A 23,003-nucleotide genomic window follows, 5' to 3' on the forward strand; every position below is an offset into this window, starting at 1 on the left:
TTTTTGCAGGTGACTCAAGCAATGGCACAACCACGCCGCACTTCGAAGCAATCGAAACAAGCCGGAGGAACATTTCTTGGAATCGTGCTGGGCCTGATCGTCGGCCTCGCGATCGCGGTGGTGGTGGCGCTCTACATCACGCGTTCGCCGTCGCCGTTCGTGTCGAAGGTCGCGCCGCCGCCGGCGGACAACGCCGCGAGCCAGCCGCAGCAGTTCGACCCGAACCGCGCGCTGCAGGGCAAGACGCCCGGCCAGCCGGTGCCGCAGGCCGCGCAGCCCGCGCCGCCCAACACCGCGCCCGGCCAGGCCGCGAACCAGACCCAGGGTGGCCTGCTGCCCGAGCCGCAGATCGTCGAAGTGCCGCCGTCGGCCAACGGGTCGAGCGGCTCGAACAACACCGGCAGCTCGGGCAACACGACCGCGTCGAACAATACGTCGTCGGGTAACGGCGTCGCCGTCGCACCGAAGCCGGCCGACACCACGCCGCCGCCGAAGAAGACGCAGCAAGCGCAGCAACAGCAGCAAGGCGGCGAGGACGACCTCGCGCGCTTCGCCGCGCAGAAGCAGGCGCAGCAGGCCGCCGCGCAAAAACAGCAGCAACAGCAGCAGGCCGCGAACACGCCGAAGCCGACGTCGTCGGCCACTGCCGCCGCCGCCGCGACAGCGAAGCCGCCGGCCGCGAGCGACGCGAATACCGGCTACTTCCTGCAGGTCGGCGCGTACAAGACGGAAGGCGACGCCGAGCAGCAGCGCGCGCGCCTCGGCTTCCAGGGCTTCGAATCGAAGGTGTCGAAGCGCGATGTCAGCGGCGTGACCTATTTCCGCGTGCGCGTCGGCCCGTTCTCGAAGTTCGAGGATATGAACTCGGCCCGTCAGCGCCTGTCCGATGCAGGTGTCGACACGGCTGTGATCCGCTTCACGAAGCAGTAAGCAGCCGGTCGAGCCCACGCAGAACCCGTTACGTTTCGTAACCCGAGCAACTGATTCGACGTTCACAACATGAAAAAACTGCTTAGCACGCTCCTTCTGTCCCTGGGCCTCGCGGCCGGCTTCGCCCAGGCAACCCCTGCCGCACCGGTCGCCGGCAAGGACTTCGAGGTGATGAAGTCGCCGCAGCCGGTGTCCGCGCCGGCCGGCAAGGTCGAGGTGATCGAGTTCTTCTGGTACGGCTGCCCGCACTGCTACGAATTCGAGCCGACGCTCGAGGCCTGGGTGAAGAAGCAGGGGAACAACATCGACTTCAAGCGCGTGCCGGTCGCATTCCGTGACGATTTCGTCCCGCACTCGAAGCTGTTCTATGCGGTGTCCGCGCTCGGCATCTCCGAGAAGGTTACGCCGGCGATCTTCAACGCGATCCACAAGCAGAAGAACTACCTGCTGACGCCGCAGGCGCAGGCCGACTTCCTGGCCACGCAAGGCGTCGACAAGAAGAAGTTCATGGACGCGTACAACTCGTTCAGCGTGCAGGGCGAGGTGAACCAGTCGGCCAAGCTGCTGAAGGACTACGCGATCGACGGCGTGCCGACGGTCGTCATCCAGGGCAAGTACAAGACGGGCCCCGCTTACACGAACAGCATCCCGGGTACCGCCCAGGCGCTCGATTTCCTCGTGAAGCAGGTTCAGGACAAGAAGCTCTGATCCCCGCCCGCGCGCCGGCATGACTACTCCGCTGAAGGTCTTCATCACCGGCGCATCGAGCGGCCTCGGCCTCGCGATGGCCGAGGAATACGCCCGCCAGGGCGCCACGCTCGCGCTCGTCGCGCGACGCACCGACGCGCTCGATGCGTTCGCGCGGCGTTTCCCCAAGCTGTCCATCTCCGTCTATTCCGCCGACGTGCGCGACGCCGACGCGCTCGCGACGGCCGCCGCGTCGTTCATCGCGACGCACGGCTGCCCCGACGTCGTGATCGCGAACGCGGGCATCAGCCAGGGCGCCGTCACGGGCCAGGGCGATCTCGCGACGTTCCGCAACGTGATGGACATCAACTACTACGGGATGGTCGCGACGTTCGAGCCGTTCGTCGGCCCGATGACGGCCGCGCGCCACGGCACGCTGGTCGGTGTCGCGAGCGTCGCCGGCGTGCGCGGCCTGCCCGGCTCGGGCGCGTACAGCGCGTCGAAATCGGCTGCGATCAAGTATCTCGAAGCGCTGCGCGTCGAGCTGCGCCCGGCCGGCGTCGGCGTCGTGACGATCGCGCCCGGCTACATCCGCACGCCGATGACCGCGCACAACCCGTACCGGATGCCGTTCCTGATGGACGCCGACCGCTTCGCCGCACGCGCGGCGCGCGCGATTGCGCGGCAGCACGCGTTCCGCGTGATTCCGTGGCAGATGGGCGTCGTCGCGAAGGTGCTGCACGTGCTGCCGCGCTCGCTATACGACCGCCTGTTCGAGAAGGCGCCGCGCAAGCCGAAGGGCGGCGCGCACTGAAGGGTTTCCGGCCCGCCGCGCGGCTCGTTCGGCACCTCGATCGCCGCGACGGCGCTCCGGTTCCGGCGGCACAAGCGTCGTTTCCCCCCTCTCCGCGCCCGCTTCCCGCCGGCTCACACCGGGCAGCGCGCCCGCCCCGCGTTCGCAGCCGGACCTGATTCCCCTGCCGGCTGCACGCCCCTCTTTCACCGGTCCCGCCGCCTCCTGTACGCACGTGTCCGGCCAGCCCCATTTGCGGCGCCCTCTCCGCCGCCCCAACACCCGTTCCGTCGCGAACGCAGCCGTTTTTCGGTCAATTCGCCGCGTTCCGGCGCCTTTTTTCACGCGTCGCACGCATTGACGGTATGCTATTCGCCAGCCGCGCCGGCCCCGTCCGCTTCCGGGCCGCGCCCGCATCCCGTCACCCAGCAAAAAACACAAGCCACGTGGGAGATCCTATGCACGTCAAGCTGTTCGCCGCAGCCGCGGTCGCCGCCGCACTCGCCGCCCCCGGCCTCGCCGCCAAGCCGCTCACTGTCTGCACGGAATCGAGCCCGGACGGCTTCGACGTCGTGCAGTACAACTCGCTCGTCACGACCAACGCATCGGCCGACGTGATCTTCAACACGCTCGTGTCGTACGACGAAGCCGCGAAAAAGGTCGTGCCCGCGCTCGCCGACAAATGGGACGCGAGCGCCGACGGCCTCACCTACACGTTCCACCTGCGCCCGGACGTCGCGTTCCAGACCACCGACTATTTCAAGCCGGGCCGCGCGCTCGACGCGGACGACGTCGTGTTCACGTTCGCGCGGATGCTCGACGATTCGAACCCGTGGCACAAGGTGGCCGGCGCGAGCGGCTTCCCGCACGCGCAGTCGATGGGCCTCGTGAAGCTCGTGAAGTCGGTCACGAAGGTCGACGACAGCACGGTGAAGTTCGTGCTGAACGAGCCGAACGCGACGTTCGTGCCGATCCTGACGATGGGCTTCGCGTCGATCTACTCGGCCGAATACGCGGACCAGTTGCTGAAGGCCGGCAAGCAGGCCGACCTGAACGCGAAGCCGGTCGGCACGGGCCCGTTCGTGCTGAAGAGCTACACGAAGGACGCGCTGATCCGCTACGACGTGAACCCGACGTACTGGGGCACGAAGCCGAAGGTCGACCGGCTGATCTACGCGATCACGCCCGACCCGTCGGTGCGCCTGCAGAAGGTGAAGGCCGGCGAATGCCAGATCGCGCTGTCGCCGAAACCGCAGGACGTGCTCGCCGCGAAGGGCGAAAGCGCGCTGAAGGTCGTGCAGACGCCCGCGTTCATGACCGCGTTCGTCGCGCTGAACACGCAGAAGAAGCCGCTCGACAACGACAAGGTGCGCGAGGCGCTGAACCTCGCGTTCGATCGCGCGACCTACCTGAAGGTCGTGTTCGACAACACCGCGACGGCCGCGAACAACCCGTATCCGCCGAACACGTGGAGCTACGCGAAGGATGTCGCGCCGTATGCGTACGATCCCGCGAAGGCGAAGCAGTTGCTCGCGCAGGCCGGCTTCCCGAACGGCTTCTCGACGACGATCTGGACGCGCCCGACCGGCAGCGTGCTGAATCCGAACCCGAAGGTCGGCGCGGAACTGCTGCAGGCCGACCTCGCGAAGATCGGCGTGAAGGCGGAAGTGAAGGTGATCGAATGGGGCGAGCTGATCAAGCAGGCGAAGCTCGGCCAGCACGACATGCTGTTCATGGGCTGGGCCGGCGACAACGGCGATCCGGACAACTACCTGTCGCCGCTGTTCAGCTGCAATGCGGTGAAGTCGGGCATCAACTTCGCGCGCTTCTGCGACGCGCAGCTCGACAAGCTGATCGCCGACGGCAAGTCAACCGCTGACCAGGCCAAGCGCGCGAAGCTGTACGAAACCGCGCAGAAGATCATCCACGACCAGGCGCTGTGGATCCCGCTCGGCTACCCGACCGCCGCGGCGCTCACGCGCACGAACGTGAGCGGTTATCGCGTGAGTCCGTTCGGGCGGCAGAACTTCACGACGGTCGCCGTGCAGTAACCGCCCGTGGCGCACAAGCGACGGCGTTCGCGCCGCTCGCTTGCGGCCCGCGCGCTTCGCTTGCTACACTCCGCTCCTATTCCTCATACCGGACGCCAGCCAAAGTGAACAACTAAGCCTTCCCAAAATGTTTTCGCCGCCGTGCCACGCACGCCGCGCGAATGTCTTCACGCATTTTCGGAGGTGCTTATGGCTGCAGCCACGCTCACCGGCGCGCTCGTCGCGCTTCATCACGTTTCCTTCCGCTTCGACAACGGCTTCACGCTGTTCGATTCGCTCGACCTTTCCATCGATCGCACGCCGACGGGCATCGTCGGCCGCAACGGCATCGGCAAGAGCCAGCTCGCGCAACTGATCGCGGGCCGCTGCGCGCCGAGCTCGGGGACGATCGACCGGCATGCGCCGGTCGCCTACGTCGCGCAGCAGCACGACGACGCAGCAGCCGGCCCGCGGACCGTCGCGCAGATCGCCGCGCTCGATGCGCCGCTCGGCGCGCTGGCGCGTCTCGCGAACGGCCGCGCGGAGCCGCACGACTTCGACCTGATCGGCGATCGCTGGGATCTCGCCGAACGCCTGCGCACGGCGCTCGACGCGGCCGGCCTGCACGACGTGCGGCCCGACACGCCCGCGCATGCGCTCAGCGGCGGCCAGCTCGCGCGCGTCGCGCTGATCGGCGCGCTGCTGTCCGGCGCCGGCCTGCTGGTGCTCGACGAACCGACCAACCATCTCGACGCACCGGGCCGCGCATGGCTGCGCACGGCGCTCGACGGCTGGCGCGGCGGCCTCGTCATCGTGAGCCACGACCGTGCACTGCTCGCCAACGTGCAGCGCATCGTCGAGCTGACACCGCAAGGCGCGCGCTCGTACGGCGGCAACTACGCGCTCTACCGCGCGCAGCGCGACGCTGAACAGGACGCTGCGCAGGCCGCGCTCGATCATGCGCGCACCGAGCGCGGGCGCGTCAGGCGCAGGCTCGAACAGGAGCACGACACGATCCAGCGTCACGCGGCCGGCTCGCTGCGCGATGCGAAGGCGGCCAACCTGTCGTCGATGGCAAAACAGAGCCGCAAGGGTGCGGCGCGCAACATCATGGGACAGGTCCGGCGCCATCAGGACGAATTCAAGACGACGCTCGACGAACGCGTGCAGCAGGCGGCCGCGCGCGTCGAAGCCGATGCGCCCGTGCTCGTGTCGCTGCCGGGCACCGAGGTCAGCGCGCGCCGCCAGTTGTTCACGCTCGAACGCGCGCACCTGCCGTGGCGCGTGGCCGGCGATGCCGATGCGATCACGTGGTCGGCGAGCGGCGCCGTGCGCATCGCGCTGACGGGCCCGAACGGCTGCGGCAAATCGACGTTGCTGCGGATGCTCGCGGGCGAGCTCGCGCCGCGTTCAGGCACATGCACGACGCACGTGAGCGCCGCGTATCTCGACCAGCGGCTCGCGCTGCTCGATCCCGAGCGCTCGATCGTCGAGCAGTTGGGGCTGCTCGATACGCCGCTCACCGAAGGCGACCTGCGCAGCCGCCTCGCGCTGTTGCAGCTCGACGCGACACGCGCGACGCAGCCTGCGCGGCGACTGAGCGGCGGCGAACGGTTGAAGGCCGCACTCGCGTGCGCGTTGTGGCGCGGCACGCCCGCGCAACTGCTGCTGCTCGACGAGCCGACCAATCACCTCGATCTCGAATCGGTGCGCGCAATCGAAGCCGCGCTGGCCGGCTTCCCGGGCGCGATCGTGGTCGCGTCGCACGACCCCGCGTTTCTCGCGGCGCTCGAACCGACGCACACGATGCAATGGCATCGCGACGGGTGGCGCTACGAACCCGTCGTCTAAGGAGAACGAAGCAGTATCAGTTGGCGGTGCGGAACCGCAGCACGCCGTCGCCGCCCTGCTCGCGCACGAGTTCGCCCGCGAGCCACAGCAGGTTCAGGTGCGCGAGCGCCTCGCCGAGCGCGAACGTCATCTGGTGGATGTCGAGCTCGCGGCGGCGGAACATGATCGGCACGATGTCGGCCGCGCTCATCGGCTGCTCCGCGCACGCGACGCGCACTTCGTCGAGCCGCGCGTCGTGGTGTTCGCGCAGTTGCACGATGCGCGTGCGCACACCGCGGAACGGCTTGCCGTGCGACGGCAGCACGAGCGTGTCGGGCGCCATCGTCTCGTAGCGGCCGAGCGACCGCAGGTACAGCGCGAGCGGGTTCGCTTCCGGCTCGAGGTCGAACACGGACACGTTCGTCGAGATGCGCGGCAGCACCATGTCGCCCGAGATCAGCACGCCGTCCGCTTCGCTGTGCAGCGCGCAATGTTCAGGCGAATGGCCGTAGCCGGTGACGACGTGCCAGGTGCGCGCGCCGATCGTCACCGCGTCGCCTTCGCGCAGCCGCCGGTAGCGCGGCGGCACGGCCGGCACGAGATCCGAGTAGTAGCTGCGGCGATTGCGCAGCTTGTCGAGCGCGGCGGGATCGGTCAGCCCGTGGCGCGCGAAATGATCGGCGGCGGCCGCGCCGCCCGCGTTCGAGCCGTTGCCGGCCGCCATCAGGCAGCCGAACATGTATTCGCCGAGCGTCATCCACAGCCGCACGTTCCAGCGACCCTTGTCGCCGCCTTCGCACAGCCAGTTCGCGAGACCGAAGTGATCGGGGTGGCAGTGCGTGACGAGCACGCGCAGCACGGGCAGGCCGTCGAGATGCGTGTCGAAGATCTGCTCCCAGTGCGTGCGGATCGCGTCCGACGAGATCCCGCAATCGACGATCGTCCAGCCGGCCTGCCCGTCGATCTCGTCGCGCAGCAGCCAGAGGTTGATGTGGTCGAGCGAGAACGGCAGCGGCATGCGCAGCCAGCGCACGCCGGGCGCGACCTCGAACGTGTCGCCCGCGGCGGGCAGCGTGTCGGCGAAGGGATAGTCGAGTTGGTGTTCCAATGCGTTCATCGGTGGGGCGTCTCGTCGTTATCGGTGCGAATGCGCGCCGGCGGCAGGCCGCGGCGGGCGGTGCGTCGATTCTATCGCCGTCGCGCGAAACGCGTGCCCGGCCGCCGCCGGGCCGTCAAAAAAAGTTCGTGTCAGAATCGGTTCCGTACCCGTATCTTTACGCGAAGATGCACCGAACGGCACACAACGACGGATAACCCGCCGCTTGCCGGCCGGCCTCGCGTCGCCGCAAAGTCTTTGAACCGCCCGCTTGGGCGGTAAAATGGCGAGTGCTTACAGCCCCTCCCGAACGAGCCTGCACTCGATGAATCACTTCCCCAAACTGCTGTCGTCGCAGATCGGTTTCGACGTCGCGCAGACGATGCTCGAATACTTCGATCGCCACTACCGGATCTTCCGCGAAGCGGCCGTCGCCGCCAAGGCGCTGTTCGAGCACACCGACTGGCACGGGCTGCAGCGGCTCGCGCGCGAGCGGATCACGTCGTACGACGATCGCGTGCAGGAATGCGTCGAGGTGCTGGAAGACGAATACGACGCGGAGAACATCGACGACGAGGTCTGGCAGCAGATCAAGCTGCACTACATCGGCCTGCTCACGTCGCATCGCCAGCCCGAGTGCGCGGAGACGTTCTTCAATTCGGTGTGCTGCAAGATCCTGCACCGCTCGTATTTCAGCAACGATTTCATCTTCGTGCGCCCGGCGATCTCGACCGAGTATCTCGAGAACGACGAGCCGGCCGCGAAACCGACCTACCGAGCGTACTACCCGGGCACCGACGGGCTCGCGGTCACGCTCGAGCGCATCGTCACGAACTTCCAGCTCGACCCGCCGTTCGAGGATCTCTCGCGCGACATCGCGTGCGTGATGCAGGCGATCCACGACGAATTCGGCCACTTCGACGCAGCGCCGAATTTCCAGATCCACGTGCTGTCGTCGCTGTTCTTCCGCAACAAGAGCGCGTACATCGTCGGCCGCATCATCAATGCCGACCGCGTGCTGCCGTTTGCGGTGCCGATCCGCCACGTGCGTCCCGGCCTGCTCGCGCTCGACACCGTGCTGCTGCGCCGCGAGCTGCTGCAGATCATCTTCAGCTTCTCGCACTCGTATTTCCTCGTCGACATGGGCGTGCCGTCCGCGTATGTGGACTTCCTGTGCACGATCATGCCCGGCAAGCCGAAGGCGGAAATCTACACGTCGGTCGGCCTGCAGAAGCAGGGCAAGAACCTGTTCTACCGTGACCTGCTGCACCACCTGTCGCATTCGAGCGACCGCTTCATCATCGCGCCCGGGATCAAGGGCCTCGTGATGCTCGTGTTCACGCTGCCGTCGTTCCCGTACGTGTTCAAGATCATCAAGGATCAGTTCCCGCCGCCGAAGGAAACGACGCGCGCGCAGATCATGGAGAAGTACCAGCTCGTGAAGCGCCACGACCGCCTCGGGCGGATGGCCGACACGCTCGAGTATTCGAGCGTCGCGCTGCCGCTCGCGCGGCTCGACCACGCGCTGGTGCGCGAGCTCGAGAAGGAAGTGCCGTCGCTGCTCGAATACGAGGACGACAATCTCGTGATCAGGCACCTGTACATCGAGCGCCGGATGACGCCGCTGAACCTGTATCTGCAGAACGGCACCGACGCGGACATCGAGCACGGCGTGAAGGAGTACGGCAACGCGGTGAAGGAGCTGATGAAGGCGAACATCTTCCCCGGCGACATGCTGTACAAGAACTTCGGCGTCACGCGCCACGGCCGCGTCGTGTTCTACGACTACGACGAGATCGAGTACCTGACCGACTGCAACGTGCGCCGCGTGCCGCCGCCGCGCAACGAGGAAGACGAGCTGTCCGGCGAACCGTGGTATACCGTCGGCCCGCACGACATCTTTCCGGAGACCTACGGGCCGTTCCTGCTCGGCGACCCGCGCGTGCGGGGCGTGTTCATGAAACATCACGCGGACTTTTTCGATCCCGCGCTGTGGCAGGCGAGCAAGGACAAACTACTGCAGGGCGAATTGCCCGATTTTTATCCGTACGACGCGGCGCTGCGCTTTAGCGTGCGCTACCCGGAGCGCTTCGGCGCGACGGACCAGAACGACGGTGAAGGCGACGCGCAGCGCGCCGCCTGACACCGGTTATACCGAACCCGATATCGACCCGATTTCCGAAAACGGAATCCACACCGATGAACACCCCAGTCAATCCGCTCTCGCACCTGTTCGACAACAACGACGCCTGGGTCAGGCGCAAGCTCGCCGACGATCCCGAGTTCTTCACGCGCCTCGCCGACCAGCAGGCGCCGGAATATCTGTGGATCGGCTGCTCGGATTCGCGCGTGCCCGCGAACCAGATCATCGGCCTGCCGCCGGGCGAAGTATTCGTCCACCGCAACATCGCGAACGTCGTCGTGCACAGCGACCTGAACTGCCTGTCGGTGATCCAGTTTGCGGTCGACATCCTGCGCGTGAAGCACATCATGGTCGTCGGCCACTATGGCTGCTCGGGCGTGAACGCGGCGCTGCACAACCGCCGCGTCGGCCTCGCGGACAACTGGCTGCATCACGTGCAGGACGTGCGCGAGCGCCACGCGGCACTGCTCGACGAATGGCCGGTGGGCGAAGCGCGCTATCGCCGCCTGATCGAGTTGAACGCGATCGAGCAGGTCGTCAACGTGTGCCGCACGACGATCGTCAACGACGCATGGGCGCGCGGCCAGTCGCTCACCGTGCACGGGCTCGTGTACGGCGTGCATGACGGCCGGATGCGCAACCTCGGGATGGCCGTGTCGAACTTCGAAGCGCTCGACGAAACCTACAAGCGCTGCGTCGCCGCGCTCACCGCGGGCGGCCAGCATGCGCCCGACAACGACATGGTCGCCGCCGATGCCGCGCAAATGAACGAAGTCGCGCAGGCCGTGGTCGATACGCTGAAGCCATGCACGGACGCGAAGTAAGCCCGCGTTCCGCGTCGGCGGCGACGCAACGGCAACCTGCATCGAACTGACCTTCGAACTGACCTGACGCCGTCACCACGGCACTGCAAAGGAGCGGCGAACATGAAAACCGTACTGATCGTCGGCGCATCGCGCGGCCTCGGCCGCGAATTCGTCCGGCAATACCGGCGCGACGGCTGGAACGTGATCGCCACCGCGCGCGACGACGCGTCGCTCGCCGCGCTGCGCGCGCTCGGCGCGCAAGCGCATGCGCTCGACATCGCGCAGCCCGAGCAGATCGCGGCGCTCGGCTGGAAGCTCGACGGCGAGCGGCTCGATGCGGCCGTGCTCGTGTCTGGCGTCTACGGGCCGCGCACCGAAGGCGTCGAGACGATCACCGCCGAGGATTTCGACGCGGTGATGCACACGAACGTGCGCGGGCCGATGCAGTTGCTGCCGATCCTGCTGCCGCTCGTCGAGGATGCGCGCGGCGTGCTGGCCGTCGTGTCGAGCCGGATGGGCAGCATCGCCGAGGCAACCGGCACGACCGGCTGGCTGTACCGCGCAAGCAAGGCCGCGCTGAACGACGTGCTGCGCATCGCGTCGCTGCAAACGCGCCATGCAGCGTGCATCTCGCTGCATCCCGGCTGGGTGCGCACCGACATGGGCGGCGCGCAGGCCGCGATCGATCCGGAAACCAGCGTGACCGGCATGCGCCGCGTGATCGCCGAAGCCGGCGCGGACGTGTCGCAGGCGAACGGCCGTTTCTTCCAGTACGACGGCGTCGAGCTGAGCTGGTGATCCGCAGTCACAACCGAGCGTCGTTAATTCCCGTTTCGCATGATTTTGAACCGACCTGACGCGTGTCCGTGCGGCGGCGCGTCCCCTGCTCCCGCCGGCAAAGCGCCGGCCCCGCGCTATGCGGCCTGCTGCGGCCGCTTCATCGACGGTGGCGAAGCCGCGCCGACCGCGCTCGAATTGATGCGTTCGCGGTACAGCGCGTACGTGCTCGGCGCGACCGGCTACCTGCGCGCGACGTGGGCGGCGCGCACCTGCCCGCCCGATCTCGACACCGACCCCGACGCGCCCGACGCGCCGCGCTGGCTCGGCCTCGCGGTAAAACGCCACGTGCCGCTCGACGAACGGCACGCGGAGGTCGAATTCGTGGCCCGCTACAAGGTTGGCGGACGCGCTTACCGGCTCCACGAGACCAGCCGCTTCGAGCGCGACGAACACGGTTTCTGGCGCTATGTCGACGGCGAAGTAAGTGAACGCTGACAAATAGTTGCTGTGTCAGACGCCGGGTAATTCCCGCATTGCACAACCCGATTTTGTCGGGCTACGATGGCCGTCAGATTGGTCAAGTTGCATGGCAGGGCTTACGAATGGCGTTCAGCAAGGTATTGGTGGGATGGATGGCGGCGTGTGCGCTGTCGGCCGCTCAGGCCGGTACGCTGCCGAACGCCAATACGGGTACCGGCCCCGCAAGCGGGTCGCTCGCCCACGGCGAACGCTTCGATTACAGCAACTCGAACCTGCCGCAGGTCGCGGCCGGCCTCAACGAACAGATCCTCAGCATTCCGGCCGATGCCTCGGGCTCCGTCATGCTCGAGGCAACGCTCTTCAAGCCGGACGGCCCCGGCCCGTTCCCGCTCGTCGTCTTCAACCACGGCAAGAACACCGGCGATCTCCATCTGCAGCCGCGCAGCCGGCCGCTCGCGTTCGCGCGCGAATTCGTGCGCCGCGGCTACGCGGTCATCGCGCCGAACCGCCAGGGCTTCGCCGGTTCGGGCGGCACATACCAGCAGGAAGGCTGCAACGTCGGCAAGAACGGTCTCGCGCAGGCCGCCGACGTCGACGCGACAGTGCGCTACATGTCGCGCCAGTCTTACGTCGATGCGTCGCGTATCGTCGTCGCCGGGACGTCGCACGGCGGTCTCGCGTCGGTCGCATACGGCACCGAAGCCGCACCGGGCGTGCGCGGCATCATCAACTTCTCCGGTGGGCTGCGCCAGGATCTGTGCGACGGCTGGCAGCGCAACCTCGTCGACGCATTCGACCAGTACGGCGCGCGCACGGCCGTGCGGTCGCTGTGGCTGTACGGCGACAACGATTCGGTGTGGACGCCCGGGCTCGTCGCGCAAATGCACGACGCGTACGTGTCGCACGGCACGCAGGCCCAGTTCATCGACTTCGGCCGCTACAAGGACGACGCGCACCGGCTGATCGTCGATCGCGACGGCGTGCCGATCTGGTGGCCGGCCGTCAACGCGTTCCTCGAGAAGCTGAACCTGCCGACCTCGGTGCGCTATGCGGTTGCGAACCCGCACGAGCCGAAGGCCACCGGCTATGCGGCCATCGACGCGGTCAACGCAGTGCCGTATGTCGACGAAGCCGGCCGCGAAGGCTATCGCCGCTTCCTGAACCAGCATCCGAGCCGCGCGTTCGCGGTGTCCTCGGAAGGCGCATGGTCGTGGGCCGAAGGCGGCGACGACCCGATGGCGCTCGCGCTCGACAACTGCGCGAAACAGGGCGCGGGCGCGTGCCGGCTGTATGCGGTCAACGACCGCGTCGTGTGGAACTCGAACACGACGCAGACGGCCGACAACGGCGACGGCAACACGCGCGATACCGACGCGCGCGCGCTGGCTTCGCGCTGACGCGCGGCGCGTCGTACGCCGCGCCTTTTTCGCTTCCGTTCCCGCTTCCCGCCTCATTCTTTCGTGCGTGATCGCATTGCGCGTCGTTGTAATACGCGCGTTCGCGCCATCGCCTGCCGTTCCGGCGGCACGCTCTCACCCCGGATTCCGCAGATCATTCCACCGCCGCAGTTCGCGCCCGGCGTCGTTCCGCTTCGCCGCGCCCGCCTTCGATCCCCGATTTTTCGCGATCGCACCGCGCCCCGCCCCGCAATTTTTTTTGTCGGGGGGTCTCACTCGAACGTCGTCATCTGCGTTCATTTCTGAGCATCTGAACCGTACCGTCCCGAGCCGCTCCGAACTGCGTCTAACTCCCGCCACGTAAGGCTTTGCGGTGTTTGTAACCGCTAGTGCAACGTGTCGCGGAACACGCTAATCTCAGCGCGTTTTCGAATCTGCCGCGCGGCATCCCGTCGATGCCGCGCGGCCGTTTTACCCTTCGGAGTTGCCTTGAGTACGCCAGCCACCGACGACTGGGTCGCGCGCAGCCTGCGCGCGGTCTGGCATCCCTGCACCCAGATGAAGCACCACGAGCGCCTGCCGCTCGTCCCGGTCGCGCGCGGCGCGGGCGTGTGGCTGTACGACCGCGAAGGCCGTCGCTACTTCGACGCAATCAGCTCGTGGTGGGTCAACCTGTTCGGCCATGCGAACCCGGACATCAACGCGGCGCTGAAGGACCAGCTCGACACGCTCGAGCACGCGATGCTCGCCGGCTGCACGCACGAGCCCGCGATCGAGCTCGCCGAGCGGCTGCATGCGCTCACCGCGCGCACGCTCGGCCATGCATTCTTCGCGTCGGACGGCGCGTCGGCGGTCGAGATTGCGCTGAAGATGAGCTTCCACGCGTGGCGCAACCGCGGCCGCGCGAACAAGCAGGAATTCGTCTGCGTCGCGAACAGCTATCACGGCGAGACGATCGGTGCGCTCGGCGTGACCGACGTCGCGCTGTTCAAGGACGCATACGACCCGCTGATCCGCCATGCGCACGTCGTCGCGTCGCCCGATGCGCGCGGCGCGCTGCCGGGCGAGACGGCCGCCGACGTCGCGGGCCGCGCGCTCGCGGACGTGCGGCGCCTGTTCGTCGAACGCGGCGACCGGATCGCCGCGCTGATCGTCGAGCCGCTCGTGCAGTGCGCGGCCGGCATGGCGATGCACGATCCGTCGTACGTGCGCGGGCTGCGCGCGCTGTGCGACGAATTCGGCGTGCACCTGATCGCCGACGAGATCGCGGTCGGCTGCGGCCGCACGGGCACCTTCTTCGCGTGCGAGCAGGCCGGCGTGTGGCCCGATTTCATGTGCCTGTCGAAAGGCATCAGCGGCGGCTACCTGCCGCTGTCGCTCGTGCTCACGCGCGACGACGTGTTCGCGGCGTTCTACGACGACGACACGACGCGCGGCTTCCTGCACTCGCATTCGTACACGGGCAACCCGCTCGCGTGCCGCGCCGCGGTCGCGACGCTCGACCTGTTCGCGCGCGACGACGTGCTCGCGCAAAACGCGCGCAAGTCGGCCGCAATGCGTACCGCGCTCGCACCGCTCGACGCGCACCCGCAGGTGCGCCACCTGCGCGAACGCGGCACGCTGTTCGCATTCGACGTCGCGCTCGACGGCGACGCGGCGCGCGGCTTCTCGCGGCGCTTCTTCGAACGCGCGCTCGAACGCGAACTGCTGCTGCGCCCGATCGGCACGACCGTGTACCTGATGCCGCCGTACGTGATGAGCGACGACGACATCGCGTGGCTCGCGCAACGCACGCGCGACACGCTCGACGCAACGCTCGCGGAGATTGCATGACGACGATATCCCTGCTCGACACCCTGCAGCGCGGCCTCGCCGATCTCGACGCGCAAGGGCTGCGCCGCGTGCGCCGCATCGCCGACACCGCGTGCGACGCGCGCATGACCGTCGACGGCCGCGAGATCGTCGGCTTCGCGAGCAACGACTACCTCGGCCTTGCCGCGCACCCGGCACTCGTCGCCGCGTTCGGCGAAGGCGCGCAGCGCTACGGCTCCGGCAGCGGCGGCTCGCACCTGCTCGGCGGCCATTCGCGTGCGCACGCGACGCTCGAGGACGAACTCGCGGCCTTCTCGGGCGGTTTCTCCGACGCACCGCGCGCGCTGTACTTCAGCACCGGCTACATGGCGAACCTCGCCGCGATGACGGCGCTCACCGGCAAAGGCGCGACGATTTTCTCCGACGCGCTGAACCACGCATCGCTGATCGACGGCATGCGGCTGTCGCGCGCGAACGTACAGGTCTATCCGCACGCGGACACGGCCGCACTCGCCGCGTTGCTCGAAGCATCGGATGCCGAAACGAAGCTGATCGTCAGCGACACCGTGTTCAGCATGGACGGCGACATCGCGCCGCTCGCCGAACTCGTCGCGCTGGCCGAGCGCCATGGTGCGTGGCTCGTCGTCGACGATGCGCATGGATTCGGCGTGCTGGGCCCGCAGGGCCGCGGCGCGCTCGCGGCCGCCGCGCTGCGTTCGCCGCATCTCGTCTACGTCGGCACGCTCGGCAAGGCCGCCGGCGTCGCGGGCGCGTTCGTGATCGCGCACGAGACCGTGATCGAATGGATGATCCAGCGCGCGCGCAGCTACATCTTCACGACGGCCGCGCCGCCGGCCGTCGCGCACGCGGTATCAGCCAGCCTGAAGGTGATCGCGGGCGACGAAGGCGACGCGCGCCGCGCGCATCTCGCCGCACTGATCGAACGCACGCGCGCGCTGCTGCGCAGCACGCGCTGGCAGCCGGTCGATTCGCACACGGCCGTGCAGCCGCTCGTGATCGGCAGCAACGACGCGACGCTCGCGGCGATGCGCGCACTCGACGCGCACGGTCTGTGGGTGCCCGCGATCCGGCCGCCGACGGTGCCCGCCGGCACGTCGCGGCTGCGCGTGTCGCTGTCGGCCGCGCATTCGTTCGACGATCTCGCGCGGCTCGAAACCGCATTGATCGAGGCCAGCGAGGAGGCAGCATGACGGCCCCGCTCTCGCTCTTCGTCACCGGCACCGACACCGAAATCGGCAAGACCTTCGTATCGGCCGCGATGCTGCACGGCTTCGCGCGGCGCGGCCTGCGTGCGGCCGCACTGAAGCCGGTCGCGGCCGGTGCGTACGAACAGGACGGCGTCTGGCACAACGAGGACGCCGACCAGCTCGACGCAGCCGCGAACGTCGTGCTGCCGCCCGAGCTGCGCACGCCGTTCCTGCTGAAGGCGCCCGCCGCGCCGCACATCGTCGCCGCGCAGGAAGGCGTGACGCTCGACATCGACACGATCGTCGCGTGCCACCGCGAGGCGCTGACGCGCGCGGACATGGTCGTCGTCGAAGGCGCCGGCGGGTTTCGCGTGCCGCTGAACGACACGCAGGACATGGCCGATCTCGCGGTCGCGCTCGGCGTGCCGGTCGTGATGGTGGTCGGCGTGCGGCTCGGCTGCATCAGCCACGCGCTGCTGACGGCCGACGCGATTCGCCAACGCGGCCTCACGCTCGCGGGCTGGGTCGCGAACCACGTCGACCCCACGATGTCGTATCCGGACGAGAACGTCGCAACGATCCGCGACTGGCTCGCGCGCGAGCACCGCGCGCCGCTCATCGGCCGCATACCGCACATGGCGCCGGCCGCCCCCGAATCCGCCGCGGCGATGCTCGACATCGCCGCGCTCGTCGAGTCGCTGCGCGCCGCGCAGCATTGACCCAACCGAATCCCCACTCCCGCCCAGGACAGGAAAACGAAATGACCCAAGCCCAGACCGCCGCCGTGCAACCCGACGCGATTCCCGTGGCCGCACCGGCCCCGCAGCGCTGGCGCGTCGCCGACGTCGTCGCGCTGTTCGCACTGCCGTTCAACGACCTGATCTTCCGCGCGCAGCAGGTGCATCGCGAGCACTTCGACGCAAACGCAGTGCAGCTGTCGACGCTGCTGTCGATCAAGACGGGCGGCTGCGAGGAAGATTGCGGCTACTGCTCGCAGTCGTCGCATCACGACACGGGCCTGAAGGCCGAGAAGCTGATGGATGTCGACACGGTGCTCGACGCCGCGCGCGCGGCGAAGGCGAACGGCGCGAGCCGCTTCTGCATGGGCGCCGCGTGGCGCAACCCGAAGGAACGCCACATGCCTGCGCTGACCGAGATGGTGCGCGGCGTGAAGGAACTCGGCCTCGAAACCTGCATGACGCTCGGCATGCTCGAGGACGAACAGGCGCAGCAGCTCGCCGACGCGGGCCTCGACTACTACAACCACAACCTCGACACGTCGCCGGAGTTCTACGGCCAGGTGATCTCGACACGCACGTACCAGGACCGCCTCGACACGCTCGACCGCGTGCGCGACGCGGGCATCAACGTGTGCTGCGGCGGCATCATCGGGATGGGCGAATCGCGCCGCGAGCGCGCGGGCCTGATCTCGCAGCTCGCGAACCTGAACCCGTATCCGGAATCGGTGCCGATCAACAACCTCGTCGCGATCGAAGGCACGCCGCTCGAAGGCACCGCGCCGCTCGACCCGTTCGAGTTCGTGCGCACGATCGCGGTCGCGCGCATCACGATGCCGAAGGCCGTCGTGCGCCTGTCGGCCGGCCGCGAGCAGCTCGACGACGCGATGCAGGCGATGTGCTTCCTTGCCGGTGCGAACTCGATGTTCTACGGCGACCAGCTGCTGACGACGAGCAACCCGCAGACGCAGCGCGACCGCGCGCTGTTCGAGCGCCTCGGCATCCGCGCGAGCCAGGCCGACGCGCTGTCGGACAACGCGTAAGCGAAACGGCCGTCGGGCCGGAGCCGCGAACGAACAAGCCGGGGCATGCCCCGGCTTTTTTTCACCCGATCGTCTGCATCGCATTGCCCTGCGCGTCGCGGATCACGGTCTTGCAGACGCGCCAGCGCGCGCCGTCGAGCGTCACACGTGCGCCGCCGCGCCGTCGAGCGCCGCGCGCACCCGCTCGACGAGTTGTTCGTCGACGGGTGCCAGCACCTCGCCGCGCGGCCGCACGCCCGAGCCGAAATGCACCGCGCGCACGCCGGTGGCCCGGACGAAATCGCCGACCGCATCGACGGTGAGCCCCGAGCCGGCCAGCACCGTGCACGTCGCCCCTTCCGCGTGCCGCACCATCCGCGTGATCGTCGCGGCCGCATCGAGCACCGACGGGTGGCCGCCCGACGTCAGCACCGACGTGACGGCCGGCACGCGCAGCAGCGCATCGAACGCGGCGTTGAGGTCGCGCGACACGTCGAACGCGCGATGGAACGTCAGCGCGCGGCCATCCACGGCAGCCGCGATGCGGGCCAGTGCGCCGAGATCGACGTCGCCGCGCGCATCGAGCGCGCCGAATACGACACCGTTCGCGCCGGCCGCGACGGCCGCGCGCACGTCGCGTTCGATCACGCGCAGGTCGTCGGCGTCATAGACGAACGACCGGCTGTGCGGGCGCACGATCACGTTGACGGGAATCGGCACGGCGGCCACGACGGCCTCGATCAGACCGACGCTCGGCGTCAGCCCGCCTTCGGTGATCGCGGTCACGAGTTCGAGGCGGTCGGCGCCCGCGCGGGCGGCGGCCTTCGCATCGCCAACGGTCGTGGCGATCACTTCGAGGAGGACGGAAGAAGCGGCGTTTCGGTTCATCGGCGGCTCGCGATTCGTCAGGACAATTCGCGCATCCTAGCCGAGCGGCGCGACGGGCGCCAGCGGGCTGGCCGCCGTGTGCGTCAGCCGCGCCGCACGAGCCCGATGCCGGCCAGCGCGGACAACGCCGTCAACGCGGTGCCGGGCACGAACCTGAACATCCGTGCGTCGAAGTACGCACTCTGCTGCATCATGTCGACGATCTTCGGTGTGAGCACGAGCATCGCCCAGCCGAGCGCCCCGAACGCGGTGGTCGCGGTCGCGGTCGCGACGAGCAGCGCGATGCCCGCGCCGCGCGCACGCGGCCGGAATGTGCCGGCAAACGCGCCCGCGGCGAGGAGCACGGCCGACACCGCGAACAGCACGGCGACGAATGCGGCCGTCGCGCCCGCATGGCCGACTTTCATGAACGTGACCGTCTGCGCGGCGCTCACGCAGAAGCCCGCGATCGCGAACAGCACGATCGCGAGCGTGTTGCGCACGACGCTCACGCGAGCGCCTGACGGAAATACGCGGTCGCGGGGCGCCGGAACAGCAGGTAGATGAACAGCGCGAATAGCAGGAAGCCGGGAATCAGCACCGCGAACATCGACGTCGGCATGTTGACGAACGAGAACGCGAAGCCGAACACGGCCGTCGCGACGTAGGCCTTGCGCGACCACTCGCGGCCCTTGAGGATCGCGATACCGATCACGACGTTCGCGGCTTCGACGATCACGCTGATGCCGAGCGTCGCCCAGACGGGCAGCAGGTAGTGCGACAGCAGCGCCTGGGTGGTCGGCATGCCGATCGAGAACGGCGTATAGACGCACGTGATCGCGTTGGTCACGATGATGATCCACGCGAGGATGGTCAGCGAAATCGGTCTTTTCATTGTGTTGTCCTTTTATTCGCCGCCATGGTGGCCCCCGGGGCGGCGCGATCGCGGTCACGACGGCCGCGATCGCGCCATTGTCGGGGAAGCACACGGGGAACGCAACGGCCGGCCGGCGCCAGCGCCGGCGCATCCGGATCGACGCAACCGCATGCGGTGCGCGCGCGGCGCTAGCCGGCGTTCGCTTCGTCGTCGGCCCAGTCGATATCGCCGCACAGCACGCGCTGCGCATCGCCGACGCGCACGGCCACCGACAGCGTCACGCACGGCTGCGCCTCGTTGATCGACAGGTACGGCCGCGTGACCTGCACGCGCCCCGGCTCGGCGATCGCGGAGCGGAAATACGGCCGGCGCAGCCAGTTCGCACCCTGCGCATCCGCCAGCGGCGAGAAGCGTGCTTCGCTCAGCGCGCGATCGGCGCGCAGCACGACGTTGCGGCCCGACTGCCGGCCGTGCGCGTCGAGCAGGAAGCAGCGCGCGGCGGCGTCGAGCGCAAGGAAGTTCCAGCACACCTCGTCGAGCGGCTCGCCGGACGCGAGGCGCTCTGCCGCACGCTCGAACGCGCGCAGGTACGGCGCGATTCGCTGCGCGTCGCGCCGCTCGCGCGCTTCGGTCTGCTGACGAAAGCGTTCGGTCAGCTCGCCGATGCAGCCCGTCGCGGTCGCGCCGTCGGGCAGCCCCGGCGCCGGGCGGCCGAAGTAGTAGCCCTGCACGAAATCGGCCTCGCACGACAGCGCGATCTGCGCCTCGTGCTCGGTCTCGATCCCTTCGACGAGCACGAGCTTGCCGGCCTCGTGCAGCAGCGTCACCAGCCCGTGCAGGATCGCGGTGAGCCCGGTGCGGTGGGCCGCATGCGACAGCATGATCCGGTCGAGCTTCACGATGTCGGGGTTCAGTTGCCAGATCCGCTCGAGGTTCGAATGGCCGGCACCGAAATCGTCGAGCGCGATCAGGAAGCCATGGGTGCGGAATTCGCGCACGGCCTCGGCGAGCCGCTCGACGTCTTCCGCGCGCTGTTCGAGTACCTCGAGCACGACACGGCGCGGCGGCATCCCGAGCCGCTTCAGGTTCGCGAGCAGTGCGGCCGCCTGGAACGGGTCGGTGAGCACGCCCGGATGGACGTTGAGAAACAGCCACTCGCGCTCGGCGCCGAGCAGCGCGAAGTTCTCGAGATGCAGCGCCTGCGCGAGCCGGTCGAGCTGCAGCAGTTCGCCCTGGCGCGCGGCTTCGCCGAACACGTCGAGCGGCGACACGGGGCGGTCGAGCGCATCGTGCGCGCGCAACAGCGCCTCGTAGCCGACCGCACGCTGGTGCGACAGGCTGAATATCGGCTGGAACACGGTCGTGAGCGTCAGGTCGCGATGCTGCGTGGCCAGACGTTCGAGGCCGGAGCTCATCTCCCGCTCGAAACGGTACGGCGACGCGGCAGCCGGACGCTCCTGTTGCACGATCGTCATGCCTTCCTCCTGGTAAAGCACTCGAACGCGGCGCCCGACGAAACGGACGGCGCGTGCAATGTCTTGGTTGGACCCTCGGTTGTCCGGTCGGTGCCGGACGGCTGACCAGCATCAAGCAAGCTCCGTGCAAGGGGCGAACAACCCATGCGCCGCGCGGGCGCGCCGGCCCGTTGCACCATCGTGGCACACGCCCGATGCACCGTTTTCGTGCGCACGCACCGGGCGCTCGAACGCAGCCGTCACGTCACCACGCTACACTCCGTACGATCGTTTCATTCCCCGTATTCGCCGTATCGATGGAAATCGTCTTCACAGTCCTGATCCTGCTGCTCGCCGTTGCGCTGTCCGGCGCCGTCACGCGCATCCTGCCATTGCAACTGCCGCTGCCGCTGATGCAGATCGCGTTCGGCGCGATGCTCGCGTGGCCGAAGCTGAACCTGCACGTCACGTTCGATCCCGAAATCTTCATGCTGCTGTTCATTCCGCCGCTGCTGTTCGCGGACGGCTGGCGGATTCCGAAACGCGAGCTGTACCTGCAGCGCCGCGCGATCCTGATGCTCGCGTTCGGGCTCGTGTTCATGACGGTACTCGCAGTGGGCTACTTCGCGCATTGGCTGATTCCCGAGTTGCCGCTGCCGATCGCGTTCGCGCTCGCGGCCGTGCTGTCGCCGACCGACGCGGTCGCGCTGTCGGGCATCGCCGGCAAGGGCCGGATCCCGCCGCAACTGATGCACATCCTCGAAGGCGAGGCGCTGATGAACGACGCGTCGGGCCTCGTCGCGCTGAAGTTCGCGATCGCGGCCGCGCTGACCGGCGTGTTCTCGCTGCGCGCCGCGTCGGTCACGTTCGTGATCGTCGCCGCCGGCGGGCTCGCGACGGGCGCGATCGTGTCGTGGGTATTCAGCGCGCTGTCGACGCGCTTCCTGAACGCCGAGCAGGAAGGCGATCCGGCCCCCGGCATCGTGATGACGCTGCTCGTGCCGTTCGCGGCCTACCTGTTCGCCGAGCACCTCGACCTGTCGGGCGTGCTCGCGGCCGTGTCGGCCGGGATGATGATGAATTACACGAGCTTCTCGCGCAAAAGCACCGTCGCGTCGCGCGTGCGCGCCGAAAGCACGTGGGCGATGATCGAGTTCGTGTTCAACGGCATGGTGTTCATCATGCTCGGGCTGCAGTTGCCGCACATCATCGGCCGCGCGCTCGTCGACGCGCACCATACGAGCGACGCGCTCGTCGGCCGGATGATCTTCAACGTCGGCGCGATGATGCTCGCGCTGTATGCGATCCGCTTCCTGTGGGTCTGGCTGCTGCGCTGGATCGCGAGCCGCCGCGCCGCGCGCCAGGGCCTCGCGGGCACGATGGCCGGCGTGCGGACGATCGCGGTGATGACGGTCGGCGGCGTGCGCGGCGCGGTCACGCTCGCCGGCGTGCTGTCGATCCCGGTCGCGCTCGCCGACGGCGCGCCGCTGCCGGGGCGCGACACCGCGATCTTCGTCGCGTCGGCCGTGATCCTCGGCTCGCTCGTCGTCGCGGTGATCGGCCTGCCGCTGCTGCTGCGCGGCGTGCGCTCGTCGCGCAACCCGCTCGCCGACGAGGAGCGCACCGCGCGCGCGGCCGCCGCGCAGGCCGCGATCCGCGCGATCGACTCGTCGCACGACGCGATCTCGGTCGATCTCGACGAATCGGGCGCCGCGCGCTGCGCGGACATCTCGGCGCGCGTGATGGACCAGTACCGCCGCCGGCTCGCCGCGCTCGCGGAGGACGGCCCCACGCCGCGCGCGGAAGCGAAGCAGTCCGAGACGATGGAACTGCAGATGCGGATCGCCGCGATCCGCGCGGAACGCTCGGTGCTGTACCGGCTGCGCAGCGACAGCAAGATTTCCGACGAGACGCTGACGAAGCTGATCCGCGAGATCGACCTGTCGGAAACCGCGCTGTCGACGCGCAAGAAAGGCATTCTCTGACGGGCTGTTCGATGCCCGGAAGCAACCACCCGTAAAAAAACGGCGACGCCGCAGCGTCGCCGTTTTCAC

The 23,003-nt window shown here is 68.4% G+C and carries 20 protein-coding genes; 15 read left to right on the plus strand and 5 right to left on the minus strand.

What is annotated here, in order from left to right:
• The first annotated feature begins 21 nt into the window (after positions 1 to 21).
• The 5 genes from R9B84_RS15440 to R9B84_RS15460 all read left to right on the plus strand — a co-directional run bounded on the left by R9B84_RS15440 (position 22) and on the right by R9B84_RS15460 (position 6,291).
• Positions 22 to 930, plus strand: a complete 909-nt coding sequence (locus tag R9B84_RS15440; protein ID WP_423758596.1) for an SPOR domain-containing protein — start codon at positions 22 to 24, stop codon at positions 928 to 930.
• A gap of 69 nt (positions 931 to 999) precedes the next feature.
• The gene (locus R9B84_RS15445; RefSeq protein WP_423758597.1) at positions 1,000 to 1,638 is read left to right on the plus strand and encodes a thiol:disulfide interchange protein DsbA/DsbL; all 639 of its coding nucleotides are present in this window, start codon (positions 1,000 to 1,002) and stop codon (positions 1,636 to 1,638) included.
• A 19-nt stretch (positions 1,639 to 1,657) separates the two neighbouring features.
• Positions 1,658 to 2,431 carry an SDR family oxidoreductase gene (locus tag R9B84_RS15450; protein ID WP_423758598.1) on the plus strand — a complete coding sequence of 258 codons (774 nt, stop codon included), beginning with the start codon at positions 1,658 to 1,660 and terminating at the stop codon, positions 2,429 to 2,431.
• Positions 2,432 to 2,868: 437 nt separating this feature from the next.
• Positions 2,869 to 4,461, plus strand: a complete 1,593-nt coding sequence (locus R9B84_RS15455) for an ABC transporter substrate-binding protein (protein ID WP_423758599.1) — start codon at positions 2,869 to 2,871, stop codon at positions 4,459 to 4,461.
• Positions 4,462 to 4,650: 189 nt separating this feature from the next.
• Positions 4,651 to 6,291, plus strand: a complete 1,641-nt coding sequence (locus R9B84_RS15460; RefSeq protein ID WP_423758600.1) for an ABC-F family ATP-binding cassette domain-containing protein — start codon at positions 4,651 to 4,653, stop codon at positions 6,289 to 6,291.
• Positions 6,292 to 6,307: 16 nt separating this feature from the next.
• Here R9B84_RS15460 and R9B84_RS15465 read toward each other — a convergent pair whose 3' ends face one another.
• Positions 6,308 to 7,387: an MBL fold metallo-hydrolase gene (locus R9B84_RS15465; RefSeq protein WP_423758601.1), complete on the minus strand. Its 1,080-nt coding sequence runs from the start codon at positions 7,385 to 7,387 to the stop codon at positions 6,308 to 6,310.
• A 304-nt stretch (positions 7,388 to 7,691) separates the two neighbouring features.
• Here R9B84_RS15465 and aceK point away from each other — a divergent pair, with 304 nt between their 5' ends.
• From aceK to bioB, 9 genes are all read left to right on the plus strand, one after another.
• Positions 7,692 to 9,509 carry a bifunctional isocitrate dehydrogenase kinase/phosphatase gene (gene aceK / locus R9B84_RS15470; protein WP_423758602.1) on the plus strand — a complete coding sequence of 606 codons (1,818 nt, stop codon included), beginning with the start codon at positions 7,692 to 7,694 and terminating at the stop codon, positions 9,507 to 9,509.
• Positions 9,510 to 9,565: 56 nt separating this feature from the next.
• Positions 9,566 to 10,333: a carbonate dehydratase gene (can, locus tag R9B84_RS15475; protein ID WP_423758603.1), complete on the plus strand. Its 768-nt coding sequence runs from the start codon at positions 9,566 to 9,568 to the stop codon at positions 10,331 to 10,333.
• Positions 10,334 to 10,435: 102 nt separating this feature from the next.
• On the plus strand, positions 10,436 to 11,113 hold the full coding sequence (locus tag R9B84_RS15480) for an SDR family oxidoreductase (protein ID WP_423758604.1): 678 nt from the start codon (positions 10,436 to 10,438) through the stop codon (positions 11,111 to 11,113).
• Positions 11,114 to 11,152: 39 nt separating this feature from the next.
• Positions 11,153 to 11,590: a YchJ family protein gene (locus R9B84_RS15485; protein WP_096471901.1), complete on the plus strand. Its 438-nt coding sequence runs from the start codon at positions 11,153 to 11,155 to the stop codon at positions 11,588 to 11,590.
• A gap of 107 nt (positions 11,591 to 11,697) precedes the next feature.
• Complete coding sequence (locus tag R9B84_RS15490; protein ID WP_423758605.1) at positions 11,698 to 12,972, plus strand: dienelactone hydrolase family protein; 1,275 nt, start codon at positions 11,698 to 11,700, stop codon at positions 12,970 to 12,972.
• 489 nt (positions 12,973 to 13,461) lie between these two features.
• Positions 13,462 to 14,805, plus strand: a complete 1,344-nt coding sequence (gene bioA / locus R9B84_RS15495) for an adenosylmethionine--8-amino-7-oxononanoate transaminase (protein WP_423758606.1) — start codon at positions 13,462 to 13,464, stop codon at positions 14,803 to 14,805.
• Between the two features lie 5 nt (positions 14,806 to 14,810).
• A complete protein-coding gene (gene bioF / locus R9B84_RS15500) occupies positions 14,811 to 15,995 on the plus strand; it encodes an 8-amino-7-oxononanoate synthase (RefSeq protein WP_423760011.1) in 1,185 nt (394 codons plus the stop codon).
• Positions 15,992 to 16,711 (plus strand): dethiobiotin synthase, encoded by a 720-nt coding sequence (gene bioD, locus R9B84_RS15505; protein WP_423758607.1) that lies wholly within the window; start codon positions 15,992 to 15,994, stop codon positions 16,709 to 16,711. Before bioF ends, bioD begins: the two co-directional genes overlap by 4 nt.
• 41 nt (positions 16,712 to 16,752) lie before the next feature.
• Complete coding sequence (gene bioB / locus R9B84_RS15510) at positions 16,753 to 17,772, plus strand: biotin synthase BioB (RefSeq protein ID WP_034179184.1); 1,020 nt, start codon at positions 16,753 to 16,755, stop codon at positions 17,770 to 17,772.
• Positions 17,773 to 17,913: 141 nt separating this feature from the next.
• Here bioB and R9B84_RS15515 read toward each other — a convergent pair whose 3' ends face one another.
• The 4 genes from R9B84_RS15515 to R9B84_RS15530 all read right to left on the minus strand — a co-directional run bounded on the left by R9B84_RS15515 (position 17,914) and on the right by R9B84_RS15530 (position 20,970).
• Positions 17,914 to 18,639 (minus strand): copper homeostasis protein CutC, encoded by a 726-nt coding sequence (locus R9B84_RS15515; protein WP_423758608.1) that lies wholly within the window; start codon positions 18,637 to 18,639, stop codon positions 17,914 to 17,916.
• 83 nt (positions 18,640 to 18,722) lie between these two features.
• Positions 18,723 to 19,130, minus strand: a complete 408-nt coding sequence (locus R9B84_RS15520) for a hypothetical protein (protein WP_423758609.1) — start codon at positions 19,128 to 19,130, stop codon at positions 18,723 to 18,725.
• Entirely contained in the window at positions 19,127 to 19,513 is a 387-nt protein-coding gene (locus tag R9B84_RS15525) for a hypothetical protein (protein WP_423758610.1), read from the minus strand. The genes R9B84_RS15520 and R9B84_RS15525 overlap by 4 nt, the downstream gene beginning before the upstream one ends.
• A 170-nt stretch (positions 19,514 to 19,683) precedes the next feature.
• A complete protein-coding gene (locus R9B84_RS15530) occupies positions 19,684 to 20,970 on the minus strand; it encodes a sensor domain-containing phosphodiesterase (protein ID WP_423758611.1) in 1,287 nt (428 codons plus the stop codon).
• A 296-nt stretch (positions 20,971 to 21,266) separates the two neighbouring features.
• Between R9B84_RS15530 and R9B84_RS15535 the strand changes: the two genes are divergently transcribed.
• A complete protein-coding gene (locus tag R9B84_RS15535; protein WP_423758612.1) occupies positions 21,267 to 22,934 on the plus strand; it encodes a Na+/H+ antiporter in 1,668 nt (555 codons plus the stop codon).
• The last annotated feature ends 69 nt before the right edge of the window (positions 22,935 to 23,003 follow it).

This window comes from Burkholderia sp. NLJ2, from assembly GCF_049487195.1.
Taxonomy (GTDB): Bacteria; Pseudomonadota; Gammaproteobacteria; order Burkholderiales; family Burkholderiaceae; genus Burkholderia; species Burkholderia pyrrocinia.

What these genes read in the sequence shown, in the direction of transcription:
- bioD (WP_423758607.1), top strand. Translation starts at nt 15,992, where the DNA reads ATGACGGCCCCGCTCTCGCTCTTCGTCACCGGCACCGACACCGAAATC.
- R9B84_RS15460 (WP_423758600.1), top strand. Translation starts at nt 4,651, where the DNA reads ATGGCTGCAGCCACGCTCACCGGCGCGCTCGTCGCGCTTCATCACGTT.
- aceK (WP_423758602.1), top strand. Translation starts at nt 7,692, where the DNA reads ATGAATCACTTCCCCAAACTGCTGTCGTCGCAGATCGGTTTCGACGTC.
- R9B84_RS15515 (WP_423758608.1), bottom strand. Translation starts at nt 18,639, where the DNA reads ATGAACCGAAACGCCGCTTCTTCCGTCCTCCTCGAAGTGATCGCCACG.
- R9B84_RS15490 (WP_423758605.1), top strand. Translation starts at nt 11,698, where the DNA reads ATGGCGTTCAGCAAGGTATTGGTGGGATGGATGGCGGCGTGTGCGCTG.
- R9B84_RS15525 (WP_423758610.1), bottom strand. Translation starts at nt 19,513, where the DNA reads ATGAAAAGACCGATTTCGCTGACCATCCTCGCGTGGATCATCATCGTG.
- R9B84_RS15465 (WP_423758601.1), bottom strand. Translation starts at nt 7,387, where the DNA reads ATGAACGCATTGGAACACCAACTCGACTATCCCTTCGCCGACACGCTG.
- can (WP_423758603.1), top strand. Translation starts at nt 9,566, where the DNA reads ATGAACACCCCAGTCAATCCGCTCTCGCACCTGTTCGACAACAACGAC.
- R9B84_RS15440 (WP_423758596.1), top strand. Translation starts at nt 22, where the DNA reads ATGGCACAACCACGCCGCACTTCGAAGCAATCGAAACAAGCCGGAGGA.
- R9B84_RS15485 (WP_096471901.1), top strand. Translation starts at nt 11,153, where the DNA reads ATGATTTTGAACCGACCTGACGCGTGTCCGTGCGGCGGCGCGTCCCCT.
- R9B84_RS15535 (WP_423758612.1), top strand. Translation starts at nt 21,267, where the DNA reads ATGGAAATCGTCTTCACAGTCCTGATCCTGCTGCTCGCCGTTGCGCTG.
- R9B84_RS15450 (WP_423758598.1), top strand. Translation starts at nt 1,658, where the DNA reads ATGACTACTCCGCTGAAGGTCTTCATCACCGGCGCATCGAGCGGCCTC.
- R9B84_RS15480 (WP_423758604.1), top strand. Translation starts at nt 10,436, where the DNA reads ATGAAAACCGTACTGATCGTCGGCGCATCGCGCGGCCTCGGCCGCGAA.
- R9B84_RS15530 (WP_423758611.1), bottom strand. Translation starts at nt 20,970, where the DNA reads ATGACGATCGTGCAACAGGAGCGTCCGGCTGCCGCGTCGCCGTACCGT.
- R9B84_RS15455 (WP_423758599.1), top strand. Translation starts at nt 2,869, where the DNA reads ATGCACGTCAAGCTGTTCGCCGCAGCCGCGGTCGCCGCCGCACTCGCC.
- bioB (WP_034179184.1), top strand. Translation starts at nt 16,753, where the DNA reads ATGACCCAAGCCCAGACCGCCGCCGTGCAACCCGACGCGATTCCCGTG.
- R9B84_RS15445 (WP_423758597.1), top strand. Translation starts at nt 1,000, where the DNA reads ATGAAAAAACTGCTTAGCACGCTCCTTCTGTCCCTGGGCCTCGCGGCC.